The sequence below is a fragment of the Kribbella yunnanensis genome (genome assembly GCF_039529655.1).
Taxonomy (GTDB): domain Bacteria; phylum Actinomycetota; class Actinomycetes; order Propionibacteriales; family Kribbellaceae; genus Kribbella; species Kribbella yunnanensis.
In genome coordinates this window covers 101,958-127,226 of record NZ_BAAANF010000010.1, presented here as the reverse complement: position 1 = coordinate 127,226, position 25,269 = coordinate 101,958, and the positions used below count along the sequence as shown (strand labels likewise).

28 protein-coding genes and 1 tRNA gene are annotated in these 25,269 nt (G+C 68.1%); 15 read left to right on the top strand and 14 right to left on the bottom strand.

The features are described from left to right. A partial coding sequence (locus ABD231_RS16155) for an FAD-dependent oxidoreductase (RefSeq protein ID WP_344151635.1) occupies nt 1–507 on the top strand: 507 nt, incomplete at its 5' end. Between the two features lie 256 nt (nt 508–763). Here ABD231_RS16155 and ychF read toward each other — a convergent pair. Continuing rightward, nucleotides 764–1,840, bottom strand: a complete 1,077-nt coding sequence (ychF, locus tag ABD231_RS16150; protein WP_344151632.1) for a redox-regulated ATPase YchF — start codon at nt 1,838–1,840, stop codon at nt 764–766. 40 nt (nt 1,841–1,880) lie between these two features. Further along, the gene (locus ABD231_RS16145; protein ID WP_344151629.1) at nt 1,881–2,411 is read right to left on the bottom strand and encodes a GNAT family N-acetyltransferase; all 531 of its coding nucleotides are present in this window, start codon (nt 2,409–2,411) and stop codon (nt 1,881–1,883) included. Nucleotides 2,412–2,478: 67 nt separating this feature from the next. On the opposite strand from ABD231_RS16145, the gene ABD231_RS16140 reads away from it, so the two are divergent. Both ABD231_RS16140 and ABD231_RS16135 read left to right on the top strand, forming a co-directional pair. Continuing rightward, nucleotides 2,479–3,405 carry a DUF817 domain-containing protein gene (locus tag ABD231_RS16140; RefSeq protein ID WP_344151626.1) on the top strand — a complete coding sequence of 309 codons (927 nt, stop codon included), beginning with the start codon at nt 2,479–2,481 and terminating at the stop codon, nt 3,403–3,405. A 71-nt stretch (nt 3,406–3,476) separates the two neighbouring features. Beyond that, complete coding sequence (locus tag ABD231_RS16135; RefSeq protein WP_344151623.1) at nt 3,477–4,280, top strand: polysaccharide deacetylase family protein; 804 nt, start codon at nt 3,477–3,479, stop codon at nt 4,278–4,280. A 54-nt stretch (nt 4,281–4,334) separates the two neighbouring features. Here ABD231_RS16135 and ABD231_RS16130 read toward each other — a convergent pair whose 3' ends face one another. Next, entirely contained in the window at nt 4,335–5,549 is a 1,215-nt protein-coding gene (locus ABD231_RS16130; protein ID WP_344151620.1) for a DNA recombination protein RmuC, read from the bottom strand. Nucleotides 5,550–5,621: 72 nt separating this feature from the next. Then, nucleotides 5,622–6,485, bottom strand: a complete 864-nt coding sequence (locus tag ABD231_RS16125; RefSeq protein WP_344151617.1) for a hypothetical protein — start codon at nt 6,483–6,485, stop codon at nt 5,622–5,624. 306 nt (nt 6,486–6,791) lie between these two features. Between ABD231_RS16125 and ABD231_RS16120 the strand changes: the two genes are divergently transcribed. From ABD231_RS16120 to ABD231_RS16110, 3 genes are read left to right on the top strand one after another with little or no spacing between them, the layout of a single operon-like run. Next, the gene (locus tag ABD231_RS16120; RefSeq protein ID WP_344151614.1) at nt 6,792–7,979 is read left to right on the top strand and encodes a glycoside hydrolase family 64 protein; all 1,188 of its coding nucleotides are present in this window, start codon (nt 6,792–6,794) and stop codon (nt 7,977–7,979) included. 18 nt (nt 7,980–7,997) lie between these two features. Next, entirely contained in the window at nt 7,998–8,315 is a 318-nt protein-coding gene (locus tag ABD231_RS16115) for an SRPBCC family protein (RefSeq protein WP_344151611.1), read from the top strand. Between the two features lie 7 nt (nt 8,316–8,322). Further along, nucleotides 8,323–9,435: an aromatic ring-hydroxylating oxygenase subunit alpha gene (locus tag ABD231_RS16110; protein ID WP_344151608.1), complete on the top strand. Its 1,113-nt coding sequence runs from the start codon at nt 8,323–8,325 to the stop codon at nt 9,433–9,435. On the opposite strand, the gene ABD231_RS16105 is transcribed toward ABD231_RS16110, so the two are convergent. Then, entirely contained in the window at nt 9,429–10,043 is a 615-nt protein-coding gene (locus ABD231_RS16105) for an NAD(P)-dependent oxidoreductase (RefSeq protein WP_344151605.1), read from the bottom strand. The genes ABD231_RS16110 and ABD231_RS16105 overlap by 7 nt on opposite strands. Before the next feature lie 89 nt (nt 10,044–10,132). On the opposite strand from ABD231_RS16105, the gene ABD231_RS16100 reads away from it, so the two are divergent. Continuing rightward, nucleotides 10,133–10,510 carry a winged helix-turn-helix transcriptional regulator gene (locus ABD231_RS16100; protein ID WP_344151602.1) on the top strand — a complete coding sequence of 126 codons (378 nt, stop codon included), beginning with the start codon at nt 10,133–10,135 and terminating at the stop codon, nt 10,508–10,510. A 62-nt stretch (nt 10,511–10,572) separates the two neighbouring features. Continuing rightward, entirely contained in the window at nt 10,573–11,343 is a 771-nt protein-coding gene (locus tag ABD231_RS16095; protein ID WP_344151599.1) for a class I SAM-dependent methyltransferase, read from the top strand. On the opposite strand, the gene ABD231_RS16090 is transcribed toward ABD231_RS16095, so the two are convergent. The 5 genes from ABD231_RS16090 to ABD231_RS16070 form a co-directional block, all read right to left on the bottom strand. Next, nucleotides 11,340–14,540, bottom strand: a complete 3,201-nt coding sequence (locus ABD231_RS16090; RefSeq protein WP_344151596.1) for an ATP-binding protein — start codon at nt 14,538–14,540, stop codon at nt 11,340–11,342. The genes ABD231_RS16095 and ABD231_RS16090 overlap by 4 nt on opposite strands. A 62-nt stretch (nt 14,541–14,602) precedes the next feature. Further along, on the bottom strand, nt 14,603–15,643 hold the full coding sequence (locus tag ABD231_RS16085; protein ID WP_344151593.1) for a 4-hydroxy-3-methylbut-2-enyl diphosphate reductase: 1,041 nt from the start codon (nt 15,641–15,643) through the stop codon (nt 14,603–14,605). Between the two features lie 15 nt (nt 15,644–15,658). After that, nucleotides 15,659–16,045, bottom strand: a complete 387-nt coding sequence (locus tag ABD231_RS16080) for a hypothetical protein (RefSeq protein WP_344151589.1) — start codon at nt 16,043–16,045, stop codon at nt 15,659–15,661. 10 nt (nt 16,046–16,055) lie between these two features. Continuing rightward, nucleotides 16,056–16,129 (bottom strand) — tRNA-Met (locus tag ABD231_RS16075). Nucleotides 16,130–16,433: 304 nt separating this feature from the next. After that, on the bottom strand, nt 16,434–16,928 hold the full coding sequence (locus ABD231_RS16070) for an HAD domain-containing protein (protein WP_344151586.1): 495 nt from the start codon (nt 16,926–16,928) through the stop codon (nt 16,434–16,436). Between the two features lie 56 nt (nt 16,929–16,984). On the opposite strand from ABD231_RS16070, the gene xseA reads away from it, so the two are divergent. Further along, nucleotides 16,985–18,205, top strand: a complete 1,221-nt coding sequence (xseA, locus tag ABD231_RS16065) for an exodeoxyribonuclease VII large subunit (protein WP_344151583.1) — start codon at nt 16,985–16,987, stop codon at nt 18,203–18,205. Continuing rightward, nucleotides 18,202–18,417: an exodeoxyribonuclease VII small subunit gene (locus ABD231_RS16060; protein WP_344151580.1), complete on the top strand. Its 216-nt coding sequence runs from the start codon at nt 18,202–18,204 to the stop codon at nt 18,415–18,417. The genes xseA and ABD231_RS16060 overlap by 4 nt, the downstream gene beginning before the upstream one ends. A gap of 212 nt (nt 18,418–18,629) precedes the next feature. Here the strand turns inward: ABD231_RS16060 and ABD231_RS16055 are convergent, their stop codons facing one another. Then, nucleotides 18,630–19,256: a TetR/AcrR family transcriptional regulator gene (locus ABD231_RS16055; RefSeq protein ID WP_344151577.1), complete on the bottom strand. Its 627-nt coding sequence runs from the start codon at nt 19,254–19,256 to the stop codon at nt 18,630–18,632. Nucleotides 19,257–19,295: 39 nt separating this feature from the next. On the opposite strand from ABD231_RS16055, the gene ABD231_RS16050 reads away from it, so the two are divergent. Both ABD231_RS16050 and ABD231_RS16045 read left to right on the top strand, forming a co-directional pair. After that, nucleotides 19,296–19,895 carry a flavodoxin family protein gene (locus ABD231_RS16050; RefSeq protein WP_344151574.1) on the top strand — a complete coding sequence of 200 codons (600 nt, stop codon included), beginning with the start codon at nt 19,296–19,298 and terminating at the stop codon, nt 19,893–19,895. Continuing rightward, the gene (locus ABD231_RS16045; RefSeq protein ID WP_344151571.1) at nt 19,895–20,215 is read left to right on the top strand and encodes a DMT family transporter; all 321 of its coding nucleotides are present in this window, start codon (nt 19,895–19,897) and stop codon (nt 20,213–20,215) included. The genes ABD231_RS16050 and ABD231_RS16045 overlap by 1 nt, the downstream gene beginning before the upstream one ends. Nucleotides 20,216–20,523: 308 nt before the next feature. Here the strand turns inward: ABD231_RS16045 and ABD231_RS16040 are convergent, their stop codons facing one another. After that, nucleotides 20,524–21,162, bottom strand: coding sequence for a nucleotidyltransferase family protein (locus tag ABD231_RS16040; protein WP_344151568.1), 639 nt, complete (start codon nt 21,160–21,162; stop codon nt 20,524–20,526). 133 nt (nt 21,163–21,295) lie between these two features. Then, a complete protein-coding gene (locus tag ABD231_RS16035; RefSeq protein ID WP_344151565.1) occupies nt 21,296–21,898 on the bottom strand; it encodes a DUF4245 domain-containing protein in 603 nt (200 codons plus the stop codon). A 224-nt stretch (nt 21,899–22,122) separates the two neighbouring features. On the opposite strand from ABD231_RS16035, the gene glpX reads away from it, so the two are divergent. Genes glpX through ABD231_RS16020 form a run of 3 tightly spaced genes read left to right on the top strand, consistent with a single transcriptional unit; the run spans nt 22,123 to nt 24,571 of the window. After that, complete coding sequence (glpX, locus tag ABD231_RS16030) at nt 22,123–23,157, top strand: class II fructose-bisphosphatase (protein WP_344151562.1); 1,035 nt, start codon at nt 22,123–22,125, stop codon at nt 23,155–23,157. Next, nucleotides 23,154–24,101 carry a carbohydrate kinase family protein gene (locus ABD231_RS16025; protein WP_344151559.1) on the top strand — a complete coding sequence of 316 codons (948 nt, stop codon included), beginning with the start codon at nt 23,154–23,156 and terminating at the stop codon, nt 24,099–24,101. Before glpX ends, ABD231_RS16025 begins: the two co-directional genes overlap by 4 nt. Next, nucleotides 24,101–24,571 (top strand): hypothetical protein, encoded by a 471-nt coding sequence (locus ABD231_RS16020; protein ID WP_344151556.1) that lies wholly within the window; start codon nt 24,101–24,103, stop codon nt 24,569–24,571. The genes ABD231_RS16025 and ABD231_RS16020 overlap by 1 nt, the downstream gene beginning before the upstream one ends. On the opposite strand, the gene ABD231_RS16015 is transcribed toward ABD231_RS16020, so the two are convergent. Next, entirely contained in the window at nt 24,568–25,236 is a 669-nt protein-coding gene (locus ABD231_RS16015; RefSeq protein WP_344151553.1) for a FadR/GntR family transcriptional regulator, read from the bottom strand. The genes ABD231_RS16020 and ABD231_RS16015 overlap by 4 nt on opposite strands. Nucleotides 25,237–25,269: the final 33 nt, after the last annotated feature.

Genomic DNA, 25,269 nt, shown 5'->3' with positions numbered 1-25,269 from the left:
GATGCGACCGTGTGGTGCGCCGGGTTCGCCGTCCACCCGATCGCCGCCGCCAGCGGCCTGCAGGTGGAACCCAACGGACAGATCACGGTCGACCGGCAGCTGCGGTCGGTCTCCCACCCGAACGTCTACGCCGCCGGTGACAGCGTCTTCGTCATCGGCGACAACGGCCTGCCCTACCCGATGTCGTGTGCTTCGGCGGGACCCACCAGCAAGGCGGCGACGGCCGCGATCATCGGGGATCTGACCGGTCGCAAGGTCACGCCGACCACCTTCTCCCACATCGGCAACCACATCAGCCTCGGCCGCAACGACGGACTCTTCCAACTGGTCGACAGTGACGCGCGCGCGAAGTCCGGAGCCCTCCGCGGCCGCACGGCCGCACGCGTCAAGTCGGCAATCATCAACGCCGCCGCCTGGGCCGTGAGCCACCCGACCCTCGGAAAGCCGAACCACAGGTACCGCTCGGTCGCCGGCCGGAAGCACACACCCAACCGGGCCGCCGCATAGAAGCCTGCTCATGGGCAGTGCCACCGCGACGCGTTTCGACGTGTGCAGCCAGGCGTGGACAGCGGATCACAGGATTGTTCGGTCGGTGAGCTCGCCGTGCGATCCCGACCAGCGGTTCACGCCTGGCGGTGTCGAGAACGATCCTGAATCGGTCCCGCCTGCGGCCTGCGGGCCCCCGCCGGGATCGGGCGGGGCTGCCTTGCGTGCTTGTGCCGGAGGCGCCAAAGGGAGCAGTCGCCGCCGGAGGTGGTGTCGTTTAGACGTTGAAGCGGAATTCGACTACGTCGCCGTCTTGCATGGTGTAGTCCTTGCCTTCCATGCGGACTTTGCCGGCGGCGCGGGCGGCGGTCATGGTGCCGGCTGCTACGAGGTCTTCGAAGGAGACGATTTCGGCTTTGATGAAGCCGCGCTGGAAGTCGGTGTGGATGACGCCGGCGGCTTCGGGGGCGGTGGCGCCGCGCTTGATGGTCCAGGCTCGGGCTTCTTTGGGGCCGGCGGTGAGGTAGGTCTGGAGGCCCAGGGTGTCGAAGCCTACGCGGGCCAGGACGTCGAGGCCTGGTTCTTCGATGCCCATTTCGGACAGCATCTCGCGGGCTTCGTCCTCGTCGCCGAGTTCGACGAGTTCGGCTTCGAACTTGGCGTCGAGGAAGATGGCTTCGGCGGGGGCTACCAGGTCGCGCATCTGCTGCTTCAGTGGTTCGTCGGCGAGTTCGTCGGCGTCGCAGTTGAAGACGAAGAGGTAGGGCTTGGCGGTCATCAGCATGAGTTCGCGGATGGCGTCGCGGTCGACGTCGGTGGCGATGATCGGCGTACCGGCCTCGAGGTGTTTCTGGGCGGCGCGGACGGCTTCGAGGGTGACCGCGGCCTCTTTCTTGAGGCGGGTCTCCTTCTCCAGGCGCGGGATCGCCTTCTCGACGGTCTGCAGGTCGGCGAGGATCAGCTCGGTCTGGATCGTCGAGATGTCGTCGGCGGGTGAGACCTTGCCGTCGACGTGGGTGACGTCGTCGTCGCGGAAGACGCGGGTGACCTGGCAGATCGCGTCGGACTCGCGGATGTGGCTGAGGAACTTGTTGCCCAGGCCCTCGCCCTCGGAGGCGCCGCGGACGATGCCGGCGATGTCGACGAACTGGACGGTGGCCGGGATCACCTTCGCGGAGTTGTAGAGCTCGGCGAGCTTGCCCAGGCGGGCGTCCGGTACGCCGACGACCCCGACGTTCGGCTCGATCGTCGCGAACGGGTAGTTCGCCGCGAGCACGTTGTTCTTGGTCAGCGCGTTGAAGAGCGTGGACTTGCCCGCGTTGGGGAGCCCGACGATTCCGATGGTGAGTGCCACGGGCGTCAAGAGTACGCGGGTGGAGGCGGTTGACCCCAATTCAGATCAGGAAGGACTCCAACTCGGCGTCGTACCAGCGTGTAGTACGGCCGAGTGAACGCATGCCGAGGCGGTGGCAGACGGCGAGCGACGCGGCGTTGTCGGGGCGGACTACCGCGTAGATCTGGGCCAGGCCGGCCTTGAATCCGTGGCCGATCGCGCCGCGGGCCGCCTCCGTGGCCAGGCCGCGGCCCCAGGCGTCCGGGTGGAAGTGCCAGCCGACCTCCACCTCGCCGCGCGCCGCGGTCCCGTCGGAGGGATCCGGCAGCGGGACCAGCAGCACGGTCCCGGCGACGGTGTCGGTCGCTCGTTCGTGCACGGCCCAGACCCCGTACGTCGGGTCCTGGTTCCGCTCGTTCCAGCGGTCGATCACCCGGTTCGCGGTATCGCGGTCGGCCATCACCTTCGGGTCGGCGCCGAGCCAGCGCGCGACCTCCCAGCGCCGGTAGATGTCGAACACCCGGTCACCATCGGCGGGCGCCCAGTCCCGCACGAGCAACCGGTCCGTTTCGTAGACCACCTTCGGTTCCATGGGCTCCTCCCCTTGCCGATCATTTATCCGGACCGAACCAGCCGGGGGCAAGCGACGTCTCCAGTCTGTGACCAGTTGGCGAAAGCTCGTCCCGGAACGCTCACGCTTCGTGTTCGGCTGCGTGCAGTTCCTGCGGTTCGGTCTGCTCGAACTGGTCTCGTGTCTCTTCCCGGCGTTCCTCTTCGCCGGGCTCGCGATCTCCAAGTACGTCGAGCTGCCGATCGCCCGGTACGACGCTCTGCTGATCTACTGCCTTGTCCTGACGCTGGGGTTCTGGGTCGTGCGACTGGAGACGTGGCGGGAGGTCGCGGTCATCTTCGGGTTCCACCTGGTCGGTCTCGCGCTGGAGATCTTCAAGGTCCGGATCGGGTCGTGGCAGTACCCGGGTGACGCGGTCACCAAGGTCGGCGGCGTACCGCTGTTCGCCGGTTTCATGTACGCCGCGGTCGGCAGCTACATCTGTCAGGCCTGGCGGCGGTTCGATCTGCGGGTCAGTGGCTATCGCCCGGTCGCGACCACGATCCTCGCTGTACTGATCTATGCGAACTTCTTCACCCATCACTGGATCCCCGATCTGCGGATCCCGATCGCTGTCGCGCTGCTGGTGGTGCTGCGCCGGACGTGGGTCTTCTTCACGGTCGGAGTACGGCGTCATCGGATGCCGCTGGCGTTGTCGTTCGGGCTGATCGGGTTCTTCTTGTGGATCGCGGAGAACTTCGGGACGTTCCTGGATGCGTGGAACTATCCGGACCAGGTCGATGTGTGGCGGCTCGTTCATCCGGCGAAGTTCGGGGCGTGGGCGTTGCTGGTCAGCATGAGCTTCGTGCTGGTCGCGAGTGTCAAGGCGCTCGAGGGCAGGCTCTATCACCGCGGAGTGCCGGCAACGGTTGCGACGCCGCGTGCGACCGAGGTCACACGGCACGCGAATCCCGCTGATCGTGAAGGCGCTGAGACCTCACCGCAACACGAAGATGCCAACCCTGGAAGGGGTTGAGGCGTCTCTTGGATGTGAGGCTCCTGAGGGGGAGCAACTGGGGAACATCCGCCTGCTAGAGAGGGAGCATCATGTCCCGAAAGTTCGCCGCATTCATCGCGACCGGGGTGGCGCTGGTCGTCGTCGCCGGTGCGTTGCTGGTCCTGGCGCTGGGACACGAACGCCAGCCACATCCGGCCGCCGCGACCACACAGACGTCACCGCCGCCGCCGAACAACGCACCGGCGAGCGAGCCGTCGGGGCAGCCGACGCAAACGCCGAGCAGCCCGCCGCCGTCGACGCCGGGCAAGCCTGCTGATGACCCGACCGCGAATCTGGTGAAGGGTAAGAACAAGAAGGTGTTGTTCTTCAGCTTCGACGACGGGCCCGATCCGTACTGGACGCCGAAGGTCCTTGAGGTGCTGGCGAAACACAACGCCCACGCGACCTTCTTCCAGCTCGGCAACATGGAAGCCGCGCACCCGGGGCTGCGCGAGCAAGTGCTTGCCTCAGGCAACGCTATTGGCAGTCACTCGATCTCGCACCCGCAGCTGACCGCGATCTCGGCGGCCGAGCGGCACCGGCAGATCTTCGACGGACCGAAGTCGACGTGCTTCCGCCCGCCGTACGGCGCGACGAATCCGAAGGTGCGCGCCGATATCAAGGCGGCCGGCATGGTCCAGGTGCTCTGGGATGTCGACCCGCGGGACTGGGCCCGGCCAGGTGTGAACGCGATCGTGCAGAACATCATGAACAACGCGCACAACCACAACATCATCCTGATGCACGACGGCGGTGGTGACCGCTCGCAGACGGTCGCCGCACTCGACAAAGCACTCACCCTGCTGGCGGCGAAGGGCTACTCCTTCCTGGCCATGGACTGCAAGCAACCCTGAACCAGCTAGTTTGACAACTGCCTGACCTCGCAATGGGTCAGGCAGTTGTGGTTTTCAGCCGGCTTGGGGTGGGGCCAAGGGTGGGCGGTGCTCGGCGTCTGGGAGGGGCCAGCGGCGGATGGGTTCTTGGTCTTCGGCTACTAGGAACTCGGGGGCGGTGAGGGGGCGGACTGAGGCTTCTATGGATTCCATGGCGGTTAGTTCGGCTTCGGTGACGTGGAGGTCTCTCAGTTTGCGGGCGGTGATGAAGACTCGGCGTTCGAACGAGCCGACTGTGCCGTTGTAGGCCTCGACGGCTGAGGTGAGGGAGCGGCCTACTCGGCCTAGGTGGTCGCCCATGACGGAGAGGCGGTCGTAGAGTTCGCGGCCTAGTTCGAAGACCTGTTGGGCGGATTCGGTCAGGGCCGACTGGTTCCAGGCGTAGGCGGCGGCGCGCAGGGTGGCGATCAGCGTGGTGGGGGTTGCGAGGATTACTCGGCGCTCGGCCGCGTACTCGAGGAGGGAGGGCTCGACGTCTAGGGCCGCGGACAGGAACGACTCGCCTGGCACGAACAGGATCACGAACTCCGGTGACGGCGACAGCCGGGTCCAGTACGCCTTTGCGGCCAACTGGTCGACGTGGATGCGCAGGTGGCGGGCGTGGGCGCGCAAGCGGTCCTCGCGGAAGTCCGGGTCGTCGGACTCGGCCGCCTCGAGGAAGGCCGCCAGCGGGACCTTGGAGTCGACGACCAGGTTCTTGCCCTCAGCAAGCCGTACGACGAGGTCCGGGCGCAGCACCCCTTCCTCGCCAGAGCCGGAACCGAAGGTGGTCGTCTGCTCGGTGAAGTCGCAGTGGGCGACCATGCCGGCCAGCTCGACCGTCCGCCGCAGGTGCATCTCGCCCCAGCGGCCGCGGACCTGGGGTTTTCGGAGCGCGGTCGACAGGGACGCGGTCTCGCGGCGTAAAGCCTCGCCACTCATCCGCACCTCATGGACCTGTTGGTGCAGCTGACTCTGCCAGGCAGCCCGGCCTTGCTCCAGCTGATTCAGCTGGGCGTGCAGCCGGTCGAGCGCCTCCTTGACCACGGCCTGGCCGCCCATTTGCTGGCCGACCGCCGTCCGCTCCTGGGTCAGCTCGACGACCCGGTCCTCGGCCGCGTCCCGCTCGGCAGTGATCCGGGCGAGCGCGGCGCCATCGCGGCCGCGCGCCCAGAGCACTCCGCCGCCAGCTCCCAGCAACAAGCCCACCGCCAGGAACAACAGCACCAGTAATACCGTCGCGCCACTCATGTCACAGATGGTGCCGGACACCACCGACAGTTTCTGAGCACCTACCCGGTGTGGTCCGGCAATCTGTGGAAATCAGCCGTTCTTACGGGCGCGACGCTCGAGATCGGCATCGATCGGGCGCATCACGGACGCCACCGCCGCGATCGCCTCGGCGAGTGTCTTGCCCGCCTCGATCGCGTCGTCGAACGCCTTGTCCGCGCGAGCGCGCTCGTCCTCGGTCTGGACGCCGTACCGGAGGGACCAGATGGCCTGGCGGCGGACCTCCTGGCGGGTGGCGGCGCCTTCGTTCTTGATCTGCTGCATCAGGTTCTCGTACTGCCCCACGGTGAACAGCTCCTTCGGTGTCGTGCCGCCGGCGGCGAACAATGCGGACGTGCTGATGCCCCCTGGATCCCCGTGGTCGTTCCCGGGAATGTGGCTGTGGCCGTAATGACCGCCCCGGTTCAGCCAGATGGTCCGGCTGCGGGGCGACTCGGGCACATTGTGGGGCGGACTGGCGATGAACCGCGGGGGCGGTCCGGCGGGCCAGACCTCCTTGATTCCCCAGCTCCGGACCGCGGCCATGAAGGCCCGGAAGTTCTTACCCGGCTTCCAGTAGCCGGTGAACGGCTTGGCGGCGCGGCCGATCACCTCGATCTGGATACAGACCTGGCCGACCCGGTTCGTCATCGTCGAACCGTCGTTGCGCAAGGCGCGGCCGCCGACGTTCAGCGGCATGAACTGACCGAGCCGGTCGGTCAGCGGGTCCCACAGAACCTGCGGTTCGGCGGACTTGTTCTTCAGTACCCGGATCATCGCCGACCAGACGGACGACGTACCGGGGTCAGCCTCGGTGGTGTGCCAGACCACGCGCGGCGGTGCGTTGGAGGTGATGTTGCCACCGGGCGCGGACGGCGTTATCCGTTCCGCTCCGGGGATCCAGATCGTGCCTGCCATTGCTTCCCTTTCCTCACTGAGTGATCTGGTCGACCCAAGGCCTGATGATCTCCCGCTGGAAGCGACATCGCATGTCGGAGAGCGGCGGATGGCGGAGACCCTGTGGGCGACGCAGCGTACTCGACGGATCACACACTGCTATTGCATCAAGTTGGCGGGGATCCGACAACAGTGAACTGTTGACAGCATGGGGTGAATTGACGGGAGGATGAGAGCGCTCTCAAACACCCACGGACGGCGCCCTCCCGTCCCTCGCCGCCCGTGTGCATCGCCTTCTCACCGTGGGACAGATCTGAGGAGGAACAAGTGCGCAAAAGACTTCATCTCCCGGCGATCGTCGCGGCTCTGGTGACCGCGGCCGGTCTGCTCACCGCCGGCAGCGGTACCCCGGCGGCGGCCGTGCCGGCCACCATTCCGCTGAAAATCAGCAACAACTCGGGCCGTGGTGACGCCCTCTACATCTACAACCTCGGTACAAACCTGGCCACCGGCCAGCAGGGCTGGGCCGACTCGGCCGGCAACTTCCACGCCTGGCCGGCCGGCGGCAACCCGCCAACTCCGGCACCCGACGCATCGATCCCCGGCCCGGCCAACGGCCAGTCCCTCACCATACGGATGCCCAAGTTCTCCGGGCGCGTCTATTTCTCTTACGGGCAGAAATTGGTGTTCAAACTGACCACGGGCGGCCTGGTGCAGCCCGCCGTACAGAATCCGTCGGACCCGAACCGCAACATCTTGTTCAGCTGGTCGGAGTACACGCTCAACGACTCCGGTCTGTGGATCAACAGCACGCAGGTCGACATGTTCTCGGTCCCGTACGCCGTCGGTGTGCAACCCACCGGCGGTACCACCAAGACCACCGGCCACCTGAAGCCCGGCGGCTACAACGCGTTCTTCAACTCGCTGCGCAGCCAACCCGGCTGGGCCGGCCTGATCCAGACCGCGCCGAACGGCGGCACCCTCCGCGCGCTATCCCCCTTGTACGGCGTGGAAACCGGCGGCCTGGCGGCGAACGTGATGGATGACTACGTGAACCGGGTGTGGTCGAAGTACAGCTCGCAGACGTTGACCGTGACGCCGTTCTCCAACCAGCCGAACACCAAGTACTTCGGTCGCGTGTCCGGCAACACGATGAACTTCACCAACAGCTCAGGCCAGACGGTCACGTCGTTCCAGAAGCCTGATTCGGCCAGCATCTTCGGTTGCTTCAAGCTGCTCGACGCACCGAACGACCTGGTCCGCGGACCGATCTCCCGCACACTCTGCGCGGGGTACAACCGGTCGACGCTGCTGGTGAACCCGAACCAGCCTGACGCGAACAACGCCAACTTCTACCAGGACGGCGTCACCAACCAGTACTCGAAGAAGGTCCACCAGCAGATGGTGGACGGTAAGGCGTACGGCTTCGCCTTCGACGACGTCGGCGCGCACGAGGCCCTCGTCCACGACGGCAACCCGGCCCAGGCCTACCTGACGCTGGACCCCTTCAACTGAAGCTGATCCACTGAACACATGCTGAAGCGGACGGTGGATGTCCCGGTCGACCCCGAGCGGGCATCCATCGCCTTCACGGCATTCCTGAACGCTGAGGGCGCTGTCGGTGCCCGCCTGCACGACTCCATCGGGGGATGGCGGGGAACCGTCTCGGACTGGGACCCCGCCAAGTCCCTCAGCTTCACCTGGCATCCCAACCGCGACCCACAGCGCGCCGACCACGTCACCGTCACGTTCACTCCGGCGAACGGAGGTACCCGGCTCGACCTCACCTCCACCGGCGACGACTGGCAGGACATGCTCAACCTGTACGCCGAACAGCTCCAGCGCCGATAGTGGATGGATGGTGAACGCGCCCGTCGATCCCCGCGCCCTGGAAGCCTCCCTGCGCCCGCACGGCGAATCCGTCATGCTGCCGCAGGCCGCCTACACCGATCCCGCCGTACTCGCGTGGGAACGGCGACACTTCTTCGCCGGCAGCTGGACCTGCCTCGGCCGCGCGGCTGAGCTGTCGGCCAGCACGCATCAGGAGCTGACGATCGGCGACATCAGCGTCCTGCTGACGTTCGGCGATCGGCCGCGGGCGTTCGCGAACACCTGTCGGCACCGCGGTCACGAACTCCTGCAAAAGGGCGCATCGAGCGACCGCCGCGCAGTGGTCTGCCCGTACCACGGTTGGTCGTACGAACTCACCGGCGCCGTGAAGGCCGCGCCCCGAATGGGCGAGTCGTTCGACCCAGCGCCGTACGGGCTGGTCGAGCTGCCGGCCGAGGTCTGGCAGGGGTGGCTGTTCGTGAACGCGACCGGTACGGCGACGTCGTTCGCCGAGCACGTCGGCGGGCTCACCGACCTCATCGCCCCCTATGCGCCGGAGAGCCTGGTTCTCAAGGCCAGACACCAGTACGACGTCGCGTCGAACTGGAAGACGATCGTGGAGAACTACCACGAGTGCTACCACTGTCCACTGATCCATCCCGAGCTGTGCAAGGTCTCGCCACCGACCTCCGGCGACAACTGGAACCTGCCCGGCGCCTGGGTCGGCGGCCTGATGGACCTGCGGCCGGAGGCCGAGACGATGTCGCTCGACGGCCGCTCGTACGGCGTCCTGCTGCCCAGCGTGGATCCGCGCCGCGTGAACTATCTCGGGCTGTTCCCGAACCTGCTCATCTCACTGCACCCGGATTACGTGATGACGCACCGGATGGAACCGCGTTCGCCGGGGCTGACCGCGATCGAGTGTTCCTGGTACTTCCCGGCCGAGGTGCAGGATCCGTCGTACGCCGTGGAGTTCTGGGACGTCACGAATCGCGAGGACTGGGCCGCCTGCGAGTCGGTGCAGCGCGGTGCCGAGTCGCCGCACTTCCAGCCCGGCCCGCTGGCACCCGCGGAGGACGCCGTCTACCAATGGGTGACGATGATCGCCCGCGGGTACCTGGGCAAGCCACTGAGTCAGTAGCCGACGGTGAACCGCGCCCGGTTGTGCGCCGGCTTCTCGAACTCGTCGAGCACCGCGACCGCGAAGTCCTCGGCCGAGATCTCGTGACCGACCGGCTCGTCCTGACCGAGACGGAAGGTGCCGGTGCGCTCGCCCGGCTGGATCACGTACGCCGGGTGCAGCATCGTCCAGTTCACGCTCTCGTCGGTGGCGCGCAGCGTCTCGAGCGCCGTGGCAACAGTCAGCGACTCCGGCTTGTACTCGGCCGGGAAGTCCGGACCGTCGAGCACACGCTGCCCACCGAGGGTCAGTCCGCCGGTGCCACCCACGACCAGCAGCCGCGTCTCGGTACCGCGGGCGGCCGCGATCAGGTTGTCGACCGCGTCGAGGTAGTCCTGGTGGCTGCCGCCGGTGCGGCTCGGGCCGAGCGCCACGGCGACCACGTCCGCGTCACCGACGATCTCCTTGACCGACGCGATGTCGTTCGCGCTGGCCTGGACGCTCCGCACCCCGGCCGGGAGGTCGGCACCGGAGCGGGTCACACCGGTGACCTCGTGCCCACGAGCCGCCGCCTCGGCGACGATCCGGCTACCGACCATGCCACTCGCGCCATAGACCGCGATCTTCATACTGTTCCCTCTCAGAAAGGATGAAATCTCAACTTGTTCCCAATAGTATCGATTGGTAACTGGCTACTTCAACGTGCTATAAGTACCTTGTGGTAATCAATGGGCAGTACGAGCGCGGCGACCTCTTCAACCCGCAGTGCGGGACGCGAGTGGTTCTGGACCGCATCGGCGACAAGTGGACCGCTCTGGCGGTGCTCCTGCTGCAGCACGGCCCCCTGCGCTTCACCGAGCTGCGTGACGGCATCGGCAGCGTCGCGCCCAAGGTGCTCACCCAGACCCTGCGCCGGCTGGAGCGCGACGGCCTGGTCACCCGCGAGGTCTTCGCCGAGGTCCCGCCGCGCGTGGTCTACACGCTCACCCCGATGGGCAGCTCGTTGATCAAGCCGCTGACCGCTGTGAGCGAGTGGGCCGAAGAGCACATCGTCGCGATCAACCACGCCCAAGCCGAGTACGACGCCGCCGGCTGACACGGGGTTGAAAGGCCCGGCTCCTACCGTCAGCTGAGAGTTGCTGAGACGAAGGAGGAGCTGTGGAGTTCGACTGGGGTGTAGGCGAGTACGAGCGGATCGCGGTGGACCTGGTGCCGGCCGCGCAGGTTCTCGTGCGTGCGGCATGTGTCGGTGCGCTGCCTGAGCACGTGGTCGATGTCGGCTGCGGCACTGGCAACGTAGCTCTGCTGGCCGCCGAGCTGGGCGCTCGTGTCACCGGAATCGAGCCAGCCGCCCGTCTGCGCGAGCTGACGGCAGCAGCCGCGGCTGCGAAGGGCCTAGCGGTCTCAGTGCTCGACGGGACCGCGGCTGACATCCCGTTGCCCGATGGCTCCGCCGACGTGGTGCTGTCCAATTTCGCGGTGATCATGGCCCCGGACGCGCAAGCCGCCGCCGATGAGCTCGCCCGCGTGACCGCATCCGACGGCCGCATCCTGCTGACCGCCTGGACGCCGGGCGGCCCCTGGGACGAGATGATGGGCATCCTGGGCAAGGCCGTCGCCCAGGCCACGGATGGTGCATTCACTCCGCCTCCGAAGCCGATCTGGCACGACCCCGACGCAGCCACTGGGTTGCTAGGCCCGCATGGCTTCAAGGTGACCCCGACGCAACACCAGCTGACCTTCCCGATCGGTGCACCGGCCGAGTTCTGGCAAACGCACCTCGAGCGGCACCCGATCGGCGTACACACCGCTCCCCTGCTGCAACAGGCCGGTCTGTACGACGGCGCCCGGGCGGACGTGATCGCGCAGCTCACCGAGTGGATACCCGAGTTCGTCGTCGACTACGTGGTGATCGAGGCGCAGCGCTAGAGCGCGTCCAACCTGGTCAGCAACGGCCGCATCCCAAGCCGTACGGCGGTGTCCCGGGCCGCCGCGATCAGCTCGGCCGACGGCTCCAACCGGGCCAGGTGGTAGCGGCTCCGCGCAGCGAATGGCTCGTACCCGGCCAGCTCGTTCGCGCGTACCGCCGCCCGCAGGTGTTCAGCCGCCCGGTCCGCGTCGGGTGCCGTTACGCCGAGGTAGTGCTGCACCGACCCGAGCACCAGCGCGATTCCAGCACCCGTAGTCACGTGCAGATCGGCATACGGCTCCAGTACGGCGTACGCGTGCCGGCAGCCGTCGTCATCACCGAGCTCCGCAGCGACGCCACCCCGCACCGCCTCGAAGAGCAGTCGCAGGAAGATGGGCGGCCGCATCGTCTCAGGAGCGGCGAGTGCGCGATAGAGGCGTTCAGCCTCGGCCGGACGTCCCTGGGCGAGGTACCAGGGGGCCAGGTGGATGAACCAGGACGGGTTGCCGATCGGGTGGTCGTTGACTGCGGGCATCGTCGCCTCGGCATCGAAGTCGTCGCCGGTCAACGTGCTGATCTGCACGGGATGCTGCAGCCACAGGCCGGTTCCGCCGAGCTCACCCATCGGCGTACTGGCTCGAACGCGCTTGCCCAGCTCACGGCCCTGGTCGAATCCGCCGGAGGCGATGGTGAGGGCAGCGCGTGAGCGAGTGACGTTCCAGTCGAAGCCCGCGTCGCCCAGCCGAGCCAGCACCCTGGCAAGCTCCTCCAGCTCCGACCAGGCGGCCTGTGTCTCGCCGAGTTGCACCATCGCGTCGAATCGCCAAAGGCGACCCCACGCTGCCCCGTCGAAGTCCGCACTGCGCCGGCCGAGGTGGACCATGCGTTCGCCGAGGGTCATCCGCTCCCCCGCGCCCTCAGGTGCTGAGCGAGCGATCTGCCGAGCCCGCAACGCAAGGCGCAGCGCGTCGTCGTCGGCTACTCGCTCGGCCATGGCCAGCGCCTGTCCACTGAGCTCGAGCAGACGCGTTGCATCGGGGCTGTAGACCTCCGTCAGCGCCAGCTGTGCCAGCACCTCAGCCCGCAACGGGCTGTCGGCCGCGGGGAGCCCGGCCAGCGCGGACTCGCACCATGGCTGAACCAACGGCAGCCAGCGGATGTCCGGTGACTCCGGCAACGCCAGTGCGGCCCGGGCGAGCCGCACTGCATCGCCGGCCCGCTGTGCCAGCTCAGCAGCCTCGGCACAGCGCTCGATCGCCCGATCCCGCAGACCACTCAAGAACCAGGCTCGACCGGCGCCCAACAACAGCCGACCGCGATCTGCCGGCGCCGGCTCGGTCAGTGCGAGCGCCTGCTCGTACCAGGACGCCGCATCCTCGGCCGCCAGACTCTGTACGGCGACCGTGGCCGCAGTCTCGGCGGCGGCCATCGCCACTGCCGGGTCGCCCAACGGCAGCGCGGCCAGCCGATGCCGCGCGATGTCGGACACCCGGTCCGGTGCGGTGGCCTCGCGGTACTGCGCGATCCGCAGGTGCAACGCAGCCCGTTCGACGAGCGGCAGGTCGGTCGCCAGCACCTCATGGAGCAGGTCGTGCCGGAACTCGATCGACGCACCACGCCGTACCAGCACCTGCAGCCCGAGCGCAGCGTCCAGCTGGCTGAGTACGTCGACTGCCGAGCGACCTGTGAGCGCACTCGTGACCGGTACGTCGACCACCCGCCCCACCACGGCCGCGGCACTCAGCATCCGGCGGCAGTCCGCGCTGAGCGAATGCAGGTGCTGCCGGATCGCGTCCCGAATCACCTCCGGTACGCCGTCCGCCCCGCTGAGCTCCTCGACGAACAACGGGTTGCCACCGGTCCGTTCGGTGATCGCGGCGACGACCTCTGGAGCCACGCCGCGGCCGGCCAGCAGCTCCGCCACCGCGTCCGCGGACAAGCCGGTTAGGGCGAGGTGGACGCCGTACCGGCTGATCAGGTGCTGGATCTCCGCAGCGCCCTCGCGTTCGGCGAACTCGGCCGCGCGTGCCGCGACGACGATCTTCACACCGTCGGTGCGCCGGCGGCGGACCAGGTGCAGCAGCAGTGCGAGCGAGACGCCGTCCATCCACTGCGCATCGTCGATCAGGATCGTCAGACCGTCGAACGAACTGAAGTACTCCGCGAACCGGTCGAAGACGGCGAACCGCTGTTCCGCGGACAACGACGTACCGGCGAGCATGTCAGCCACCGAGCCGCCCAGCTGCTGCACCACCTCACCCCAGGTCCAGAACGGCTCGGTGCAATCGACAACGCGGACTGCGACAACCCGTTCGCCTGAGACCTGGGCCAGAAGGGCGGACTTCCCGATACCCGGTTCGCCGGTGACCAGCGCGAACCCTCCGGACCGCAGCATGAGCTGCTCCAGCTCAGCGGTTCGGCCGAAGAACCCAGCGGTCGAGGTGACCGGCGGCCGGTACGCCGTCGGCGTTGGGAGCAGAGTCGGGTCCTGACTGAGCATGCGGCGTTCGATGTCGCGCAGTACCGGTCCTGGGTCAATGCCGAGCTCATCGGCGAGTAGGCCGCGCACTGTGCGCAGTTCGATGAGGGCGTCAGCCTGACGACCGCTGCGGTAGAGAGCGAGGGCCAGGAGCTCCCAACGTCGTTCCCGGTAAGGCGTAGCAGCAACGGCCTCCCGAAGCGCAGCTACTGCGGTAGCGGTCTCGCCTGCGGCGAGCTGAGCTGCTGCGAGCTCCTCAACGGCCACTGCGTGCAGCTCGTCCAACCGGGCCTGCGATCCGGCAATCGCCGGCGCACCGTCCAGCTCAGACCACGGTCGGCCACGCCACAGCTCCAGCGCCGCCTGATACCGCCGTACGGCGTCTGTTGCCTGGCCGGCGCTCAGTGCGGCGGCTGCGTCGTTCACCGTGGCAACGAAGCGCCCGTGGTCGAACGCATCGGTCGGCAGGGTCAGGTGGTAGCCGCGCTCAGTGCGGACGACCTGATCCCGCCCACCCTGGCCCAGCGATGTACGGAGCCGTGAAACGACCACGCGGAGCGCACCGGCGACGTCGCCCGGCGGTTCGGCGCCCCAGACCAACTCGGCGAGCTCATCGTCCGGCAACGGGCGGTTGGTGGTGCTGAGTGCCGCCAGCAGCCGCCGCGGCACAGCACCGCCGAGCTCGACGGGGCGTCCGTCGATCTCTACCTCAACCGGCCCCAGAACACGGCAGAACACCTGGCGATGGTAGCGAGTGTTGCGGTCTGCACTAGTCCGGACCGCAGCCAGGTGACGACCAGTTAGAGGGTCCAGGCGTGGTCGGACGTGCCGGTGGTCGGGCGTCCGGCCGCCTTCAGGTCTGCCCGCAGGTCGCGCGGCAGGGCGAAGGTGAGGCTCTCCTCGGCCGTGGTGATCTCCTGGACGTCGGCGTAACCACGCTCGGCGAGCCAGCGCAGTACGTCGCGGACCAGGATCTCCGGAACACTCGCGCCACTGCTCAGACCGACCGACTCGACCCCGTCGAGCCACTTCTCGTCGATCTCGGCGGCGTAGTCGACCAGGTGACCGGTCTTGGCGCCGTACTCGAGGGCGACCTCGACCAGGCGCACCGAGTTCGACGAGTTGCGGGAGCCGACGACCAGCATCAGGTCGACCTCGGGGGCCATCTTCTTGACTGCGACCTGACGGTTCTGGGTGGCGTAGCAGATGTCGTCGCTCGGCGGGTCCTGCAGCAGCGGGAACTTCTCCCGCAGCCGCCGCACCGTCTCCATCGTCTCGTCGACCGACAGCGTGGTCTGGGACAGCCAGACAACCTTCTCCGGGTCGCGCACGGTGACGTTCGGTACGTCGTCCGGCCCGTCCACGATCGTGGTGTGCTCCGGCGCCTCACCGCTGGTCCCGACGACCTCTTCGTGGCCCTCGTGCCCGATCAGCAGGATGTCGAAATCAGTCGCGGCGAACCGCTTCGCCTCGTGGTGCACCTTCGTCACCAGCGGGCAGGTCGCGTCAATCGTCTTCAACTGCCGCGCCGCCGCCTCCGCATGCACCACCGGGGAGACCCCGTGGGCGGAGAAGATCACCGTCTGACCCTCAGGCACCTCATCGGTCTCGTCGACGAAGATCGCACCCCGGTCGGTCAGGGTCTCCACGACATACTTGTTGTGGACGATCTCCTTCCGCACGTAGACCGGCGCGCCGTACAGGTCGAGCGCCTTCTCGACCGCCACGACCGCCCGGTCCACGCCGGCGCAGTACCCCCGAGGAGCGGCCAGCAGCACCCGCTTCGTCGCCACGGCGGTCGTCGTACCAGTGTCTTCAGGCTGGGCAGTCACGAACCCCATGGTACGGGGCGCGAATCATCGCCTCCGGAGCCGCACCAACTGCGAAACCGCGAGCAAACAGGTGCAGATCGCGACCGCGACGGCGGCATCCCCGAATGAAGTGAGCCCAGGACGCGGACTCCCGGTCCCCGGCCTTGTGAGCAGCATCACGGCGATCACCCCCGCCAGTACGGCGATCGCCGCCGGAACCGGCGCGGTCGTCGGCGGCCGGAAGCTCGCGTACCCGAGCAGCAGGATCAGCCCACCCATCAGGAACGCCCCGAACCCCGCCGGGTTCCCCGACCCACGCCCGGCCATCTCCCACACCGTCCCGTACTCCTCGGCCGGCAGAATCGGCTGGAACGACAGCACCATCGCAACCACCGCCAGTGGCGCGTACAGCCGCGCATATCCCTCGTTCACAGCCTTGTTGTACCAGGGGCCGGGTTCGAACCGGCGACCTCACCCTTATGAGGGGTGCGCGCTGACCAACTGCGCCACCCTGGCTAGTTGCCCACAGCAACATCCAGTACGTCGAGGAGCCGCCCGCCCTGTCCGGACGGCTCCCCCGGGAGGTGTTCTTCCCCTCAAGAATGCGCCCCGATCGCCCTTGTCCGCAAAGGCTTTTCCGCCTCCCCCACCCCCGGCCGCCGCCGCTCGCTACCCAAAGGTGGGTCGCCTTCTCTTTGTGCACGAGTTGCGTCTTTGTGCACCCACCAACCATTTTTCTCCCGCCGAAACGACTGGTGGGTACTCAAAGACGACGGTCGTGCACAAGGATCGGTCGGCGTTTCTTTGGGCTCGATCGGGGTCAGGCGGTGGATTGCGCCCAGGTGCGGAGTACGGCGAAGTCGTCGGCGAGTAGTCCGCGGTGGGGCTCCACGCGGTGCGCCAGATGCGGCGCTGGGTGGGCGTTGTCCAGGTAGAGGCGGTCATAGCGGTTCACCTCGTCGTCCACCCAGGCGAACGGGCGGTCGGCCGCCCACTCGGCGACGTACGGGGTCTTCCAGGAGCCTCGGCGCGTACGGGAGACCGATTCGCGTGACGGCCACATGATCACGGGGAGCTGGGGCAGGCCCAGCAGCGGGCCGAGCAGGCGGTTGGCACCGTGCTCCCAGCTGGTTGCCCACACGAGGTCGAACGTGTCGGCGAGCGCGTTGAGCTCCACGCCGTGCTGCGGATTGAGCAGCACCACCCACGCCTTCTCCTCCTCCACGATCTCGTGGTGCACATATCCAGGCGGGATCTGCTTGGCCCGGTACGGGTTCAGGGGGCCGTCTATGTCCAGGAGGAGGAGAGGGCGCATGGGGTGAACGGTAGGTGGTGCGGGGTTTTGTCGGTGGTGGGCCGTAGGGTCTGGGGGTGGCTTTGGAGACCTCGCCGGATGCGCCTGCAGCCGTTCGCACGATTGCGAACGGCATTGCGAGCTGGATCAATCAGCTCGGCGCGGTCTGGGTCGAGGGACAGCTGACGGACGTGTCGATCGGACGTGGTACGACGACCGTCTTCGGCACCTTGCGCGACACGGACGCGGACATCTCGTTGCGGTTCACCTGTAATCGACGGGTGTTCGAGGCGGTGGATCCGCCGGTGACGGACGGGTCGCGGGTCGTCGTCAACGCCAAGCCGAACTTCTTCGCCCGCCGCGGCACGCTCGCACTCGCGGTCAGCGAGATCAGGCATGTCGGGATCGGTGAGCTACTCGCGCGGATCGAGCGGCTCAAGCAGTTGCTGGCCGCGGAAGGGTTGTTCGCGGCACACCGCAAGAAGCGGCTGCCGTTCCTGCCGCACACCATCGGGCTGATCTGCGGGCGGGATTCCGCCGCGGAGCGCGACGTACTGGAGAACGCGAAGCGGCGGTGGCCGGCGGTCGCGTTCCGGATCGAGTACGCGTCGGTTCAGGGCCCGGCTGCGGCCGGTGAAGTCATGCAGGCGCTGCGGAAGCTGGACGGCGACGAGTCGGTCGAGGTGATCGTGATCGCGCGCGGCGGTGGTTCGCTGGAGGATCTGCTGCCGTTCTCCGATGAGGGCTTGATCCGCGCGGTCTCCCAGGCACGGACCCCGATCGTCAGTGCGATCGGCCACGAACCGGACTCCCCACTGCTCGACCTGGTCGCCGACCTCCGCGCCTCGACCCCGACGGATGCCGCGAAGCGGATCGTGCCCGACGTGCGCGAGGAGCTGGACGGCGTGCGCCTACTCCGCGACCGCGGCCTGCGCGCCATCACCAGCTGGCTGGACCGCGAGGCGCACGCCCTGGCCGCGATCCGCAGCCGCCCGGCCTTGGCCGCCCCGGTCTCCGGAATCCAGCGGCGCTCGGACGAGATCACCGCGCTGGTCGACCGCAGCCGCCGTACTCTCACCCACCGTCTGGACCGCGCCGCCGACGACATCGCCCACCGACTGGCGAGCGTCCGAGCCCTGTCCCCCAAGGCGACCCTGGAGCGCGGTTATTCCGTCCTCCAACTAGCCGACGGCACAGCAGTCCGAGAGCTGGCGCAGGTCGCAGCCGGCGACGTACTGCAAGCCCGAGTCACCGACGGCCGATTCGCCGTGCAAGTCCAGCCCGAGGAGAAGAAGTGACAGCCGAACGACCTGAGATTTCCTATGAGCAGGCGCGCGAGGAGCTCGTCGAGGTCGTCCGCAAACTCGAAGCCGGCGGCACCACCCTCGAGGAGTCCCTCGCCCTCTGGGAACGCGGCGAATCCCTCGCCACCACCTGCCAATCCTGGCTCGAAGGCGCCCGCGAACGCCTCACCAAAGCCCAAGAAGCCACCGAAGAAAAGACCAAGTGACCCCACTTGCTCGTGCGATCCGCTCTGCCGGACGACCTCCTCGGCGCCGCTGAAACACGAGTAGCCAGCTGGCGAACAGCCTTCGCCGGCGCGTACGACGGTTTGGTTGTGGGTGGTGGAGGCGAATGCGCGAGCGCGGGCGTTCTACGCGCGGTACGGGTTCGTGGAGACGGCGGATCGGACGTACTCGTCGTTGGGCGACCTGCCGGAGGTCAGGTTGTCAGTAGGGCTCTAGCTATTGCTTCCGAGCCTGTCTTGAGGCGGTCGAGGGAGAAGCCGCGGTCGCGGAGGGATTGGTGGAGGTCGGCGGCCAGGGGGGCCAGGAGGACGTGGGCGGTGTGGTCGGCGTCGAGGTCTGGGCTCGACTGTTCGACCAGGTGGGCCAGGTGGCGGTGCCAGAGGTTGTAGGAGCCGATGCGGTAGCGGGCGCCGTCTGAGGCGTTTTCGCTGTCCATGAAGAGTTCGACGTGACGGTCCAGGAGATCCAGGTACGCCGTCAGGAAGGCGACGACGCGGTCGACCGCGGGAGCGCCGGGGCCTAGGGGCGGTGGGCCGGTCAGGATCTTGGCCTGGAGTTCTTGTTCGCGTTCGTCCAAAAGGGCGACGGCTAGGCCGGCGCGGTCGCCGAAGCGGCGGAAGACGGTGCCTTTGCCGACGCCTGCTTCGGCGGCGATCGCGTCGAGTGACACGTTCTTGACGCCGCGCTCGGTGAAGAGCCGCTCTGCCGCCTCCAGTACGCGGAGCCGGTTGCGCCGGGCATCCGCCCGTTCGGGGCGTGGGGTGCCGACGACCGGGAGCTCTCGTTGTGAAACGGACTGCGGTCCGCTACTGTCGTCCATGAGACGGACTGTAGTCCGCTAGAGCCTCTGGAGGAAAGAATGAACCACGCCACCGCCCGGATCGCGATCGCTTACCACTCCGGGTACGGGCACACCGCGAAGCAGGCCGAGGCTGTTGCGGCCGGTGCGCTGTCGGTCCCGGGTACCACCGCGGAGCTGGTCGCGCTCGACGAACTGACCGACGACGTCTGGGCCACGCTGGCCGCGGCTGATGCGATCGTGTTCGGGGCGCCGACGTACATGGGGAGCCCGAGTGCGGTCTTCAAGGCGTTCGCCGAGGCGAGCGCGAAGGTCTGGGGCGCGGACCTCGGTTGGCGGGACAAGATCGCCGCCGGGTTCACCAACTCGAAGGCGATGTCCGGCGACAAGCTCAACAGCCTGGTCGACTTCGCGGTGTTCGCCGCACAGCACGGGATGATCTGGGTCGGCCTGGACATCTACCCCGGTTGGGCCGAGAGCACCGCCAGCATCGAGGACCTGAACCGCCTCGGCAGCTGGCTCGGCGCGATGGCCCAGTCCGACGCCGACCTCTCGGCCGAGAAGGCGCCGCCGGCCACCGACCTCCGCACCGCGCACGCCCTGGGCGCCCGTGTCGCCACCGTCACCCAGCGCCACCTGCGCGGAGCCCAGGCCGCCTGATGGCCTGGCTCATCCTGCTCGCGGCCGCCGCGTTCGAGATCGCCTTCGCGCTCAGCATGAAACCCAGCGAAGGTTTCACCCGCCTGTGGCCGACCCTCGGCGTCCTCGTCTTCGGCATCACCTCGGTCTACCTCCTCGGCCGAACCCTCGACCGCCTCCCGATCGGCACCGCCTACGCCATCTGGACCGGCCTCGGTTCGGTCGGAGTCGTCACCCTCGGCATCGTCCTCTTCAACGAACAACTCACCCCCACCCGCCTCGCGTGCATCGCTCTCATCGTCGCCGGTGTCATCGGCCTCCGCCTCGCCGGCGCGGAGTGACCGGACCCAGAGCCCATCACAACTGCCCGCCCAGCCACGCTCCCCGCGTGAGGTCCCGCCCGGCGACCATTTGTGATGGCGCGTGGGTCCGGACCTCCACCACCCACTAACCACGCTGGCACCCCGTGCCGAAGCCAGCTCTGAGCGTGAGCCGGCGCCGAATCCGCGCGTTGGACGGTGATGGCGGTCCGCGCCGTCACGGCGTGGGCGGGCCCACGGGGGTGCGCGTAGGCCCACGGGGGTGCGGGCGGGCCCATCGCGTGCGGTTGGCCGACGCGCATCCGGATGGGTCGGCCCACGAAATGGGGTCAGTGGGTGGTTCGGCGGCGGCGGGGGCGGGCGGTGAGGGAGGTGTGTGGGGGGTCGTCGGGGGCGGGGTGGCCGAGGGTTCGGTGGTAGTCGGGCCAGGTGCGGATCCGGGGCGGGATGTTGCCTATGGCATCTACTTGGGTGACCGGGTGGTGGTCGGCGAGTTGCCAGAGGTCGTCGTCGGAGCGGAGTTGGCGGAGGCCGCCGAAGAGTTCGCGAGCGCACCAGACGGGGTAGCCGGGGCCGTCGTCGTAGTGGCTGATACCGAGGGGTGTGGAGGGGCCGGCGACTTCGGCGACCAGGGACCAGACGGCGGCCGAGGTGATGCCGGGCTGGTCGCCGAGCAGGACGACGATGCCGTCGGTACGGCGGTCGACCGCGTCGAGGGCGGGGACGATCGACGAACTGCCGGTGTCGGCGTGCGGGGATTCGACGACCCGGACGCCGTCGAAGTCGATCCGGTCGTGGATCTGCTCGGACGCCGTACCGAGGGTGACGATCAGCTGGTCGAACCCGCACTCGCGGGCGGTGTCGAGGGTGGATCCGAGCAGGGTCTCGCCGTTGTAGGCCAGCGACTGCCACGGTACGCCGAGATGCGGGGAACCTTCGGCGGCCAGCAGTAACCCCGTGACGAACATCGGCGGATCAACTCCGCAACCGGGACACGTCGGGACTCCTCAGCGCTGTCCCCGAGTGGCAAGCCGAAGTCTTGATGGAACCTCGGTCCCGGCAACCCTGTCAATCGGCGTCCGGAAACTGGTCAGTACACGATCAGCGCAGCGTTGCAGCAAACGTTTCGAGGGCCGGGTACCCGGCGTTCCCGGTGACGATCGTGGTGACGCCGGAGCCGACCAGCACCAAGGCGTTCTCGTCCTTGCGATCCAGCAGCACCTTGCGCTGCCAGGTGACTCCGCCGACCGTCGCCGTACCGTCGTCGGCGGTTCGGCCGAGCTCGTCGGACTGGTACTTCGTCCCGGCCACGTTGGACTGCTCGAGTCCCACGTACTTCTTCGCGTCCGTGACGACGCCGAGGTGCCAGGTCATCGGCGCCTGCTCCGGCGCACGGAACTCGACACTCGTCGCCTGCCAACCACCCGGCATCGGCGATGGACCGCGGACCCACGAAGCGGTCTTGCGGGCGTCTTCCAGCTGGGCGCTGTACTCGACCGCGCGGACCTTCTCCTCCTTCGGCCGCCAGGTCACGATCATCAGGAACGCGACCACGATGAAGCAGGCCAGCAGCGCCCAGACCATGTTCGGCAGCGTCCGCGCCTTCGCCCGGTCCTTCGCGTTCTGCTCGCGGTATGCGATTGCCTCCGCGCGCGCCCGGGCCTTCTCCCGCGCCTCTGCCTCACCCTGACCAGTCGAACTCATGACACGAGTGTCGCATCCTGGCTGAGGGGTCTGGAGGCTCCCCGTCGTAGCGAGCATGTGCTCGGTGCGGTGCATCGGTGTGCTGGAGGGGAGGCCTCGATGCTTTTCCATCGTGGCCTTTCCTCCAGTGCGGCGAGGTGCCGTGCCGAGTGCAGCGCAGTAGACGGGGGGCCTTCAGACGCCCTCCGAGAGGTCCGATCACCCAGTTGGCTACCATCCGTGGCATGAGCGACCCGACGACTCCGCCTGCCCATCTGGAGGTCGAGGCGCATGCGCCTGACCGCAACCTCGCGCTCGAGCTGGTCCGGGTCACCGAAGCGGCGGCGATGGCGGCCGGCCGGTGGGTCGGCCGCGGTGACAAGAACGGCGCCGACGGTGCGGCGGTGAACGCGATGCGCACCCTGATCGGCACGGTCGGAATGAATGGCACGGTGGTGATCGGCGAGGGCGAGAAGGACAACGCCCCGATGCTCTACAACGGCGAGCGCGTCGGTGCCGGCGACGGCCCGGAGTGCGACGTCGCGGTCGACCCGGTCGACGGTACGACGCTCGTCGCGAAGGGCATGAACAACGGCATCGCGGTGATGGCGGTGTCGGCGCGCAACTCGATGTACGACCCGTCCGCGGTGTTCTACATGGAGAAGCTGGTTGTCGGGCCGGAGGCGGCCGAGGTGGTCGACATCCGGCTCCCGGTCGCGGAGAACATCCGCCGGGTCGCGAAGGCGAAGGGGTCGACGGTCGACGACGTCACCGTCGTACTGCTGGATCGGCCGCGGCACGAGGAGCTGGCCACGCAGATCCGGGCGACCGGTGCGCGGATCAAGTTCATCAGCGACGGCGACGTGGCCGGTGCGCTCGAGGCGGCCCGGCCGGACACCGGTCTGGACATGCTGCTCGGCATCGGCGGTACACCGGAGGGCATCATCGCGGCCTGCGCGATGAAGTGTCTGGGCGGCAAGATCCAGGGCCGGCTCTGGCCGACCGATGACGACGAACGCCAGAAGGCGATCGACGCGGGTCACGACCTCGACCGCGTCCTCGACACCGACGACCTGGTCAGCGGTGACGACTGTTTCTTCGTCGCCACCGGTATCACCGACGGTGAGCTGCTACGCGGCGTCCGTTACGGCCGCTCGACTGCACGCACGCACTCCCTGGTGATGCGCTCCCGCAGCGGCACGATTCGCACCATCGAGAGCGTCCACCAACTGGCCAAGCTCCGCGCGTACTCCGCCATCGACTTCGAGCACGCAAGATGAGTGCACCTCTCCTCGTAATCGGCGAGGCATTGGTGGACATCGTCAGTTCTGGGCCCAAGACGACGCGGAACGGGAACGGGAAGCCGAAGGCGACGCCCGGTGGGTCCCCGGCGAATGTGGCGGTCGGTCTGGCGAGGCTCGGCGTACCGACTGAGCTGGTGACGAGGTTCGGGACGGACCCGTACGGCGATCAGCTCGGTGCGCACCTGTTCGGGAACGGCGTCCAGTTGTCGCCTGGCTCGGTCGAGCCCGGGTTCCGGACCAGTACGGCGACCGCGACGCTCGACGCGGCCGGAGTTGCGTCGTACCAGTTCGACATCACGTGGGAACCGCCGGCGCTGTCGTTGTCGCGTGGTTGTCCCGCGGTGCACACCGGGTCGATCGCGACCGTGCTCGAGCCGGGTTCCAGCGCGATCCGCGATTTCCTCAAGACGCTCGAGGACCAGCCGGTCACGGTGACTCTCGACCCGAACGCGCGCCCGACGATCACCCCGGACCCGGTGTCCACGTGGGTCGCCGTACGGGAGCTGGCTGCGCTGTCGGATCTCGTGAAGCTGAGCGACGAGGACTGCGAGTTCCTGCGGCCCGGGCAGTCGCCCGAGTCGATCGCGGTCGAGCTGCTCAGCGCACCGCGGACCCAGTGCGTCGTGATCACGCGCGGCGGCGAGGGCGCGCTCGGCATCAGCCGGGAGGGGCGGATCGACGTGACCGCGCCGAAGATCGATGTGGTCGACACGGTCGGTGCGGGTGACTCGTTCATGGCCGCCCTGATCGCCGGGCTGGCCAGCCACGACCTGCTCGGTGCGACTCGGTTGGCCGGCCTCACGTCGCAGAGCCTGCAGAGCGTGGTCGACTACGCCGTGAAGGCGGCCGCGATCACCTGCACCCGGCATGGCGCCGACCCGCCGACCGCGGCCGAGCACACGGCGACCTGGGGAGCCTGATGCCCGCAGATGTCTGGAACACCCAGCTGGACGAGGACGGCCGGGTGGTGTTCCCACCGCGCCGCGGCCGCCTCTACCTTCGGCTGACCGCATTCGGCCTGCTGATGCTCGCGTCCGCGGCGACGAACCTGGACCACCTGCGCACCGACGGCATCTCCGGAACCATCGGCGTACTGCGCCTGACCGCACTGGCCGCGTTCATCTACGGAACCGGCCTGACGCTCTGGCAGCTGATCGCGAACCGGCCTGTCGTCACGATCGACGCCGACGGCGTCACCCGCGGCCGCAGCCTCGCCTGGTCCGGGATCGCGCAGATCGACGAGCCCACCGGTTTCACCGGCGCGCGGACAATCCAGGTTCGCCCGGTCGACCGGCGTACCAGGCCGTTGCGTATCTCGCTCGACAACGTCGAGGAGCTCGACGCCTTCGCGCACTGGCTGCGCTCGGTCCAGACGCGCTACACGTCTTAGATCACGCTGCTGCGGACCGCGGTCAGGTGTTCGCGGCAGCGCGCGGCAGAAAGCTCGGGGTCACGATCCCGTACGGCGTCCGCGATTGCGACGTGAGCGGCTTGGTCGTGGCGGTGCCGGTGCTGGTCGTCGAGCCTCAGCATGTCGAGCATCGTGGTCCGGATCCGCGGCACGAACGCGTCGAACAGCTCGGCCAGCACGGTGTTGTGGGCCGCGGTGACCAGGGCGCGATGGAAGGCGAGGTCGGCCTCGACGTACCAGTCGTCGGGTGATTTCACCGACGCGTCGAGCCGGTCCTTCAGGGTGTAGCGGAAGCTCTTCAGATCGGCCGGAGTACGGCGTTCCGCGGCGAGCCGGGCGGCCTCGGTCTCGATCGCGATCCGCCCTTCCAGTACGTCGGTGATGTCGGCCCGGCGAAGCACCTGGTCCCAGTCCTCCGCGGCCTGGTGGCCGATCACGAACACGCCCGCACCCTGCCGGCTCTCCAACACCCGGCGGCCGGCCAGCTCGCGGACCGCCTCCCGGATCGTCGACCGGCCGACACCGAGCTGCGCGGCCAACGTCGTCTCACCCGGCAGCTTCGCGCCGAGCGCCCATTCGCCGCTGCCGATCCGGCGCAGCAGCTCTTCGGCGGCCTGCTCGGCCAGCGGGTGACGGCGAATCATGCGGCTCAGTCTAGGGGCCACTGCGACACAACG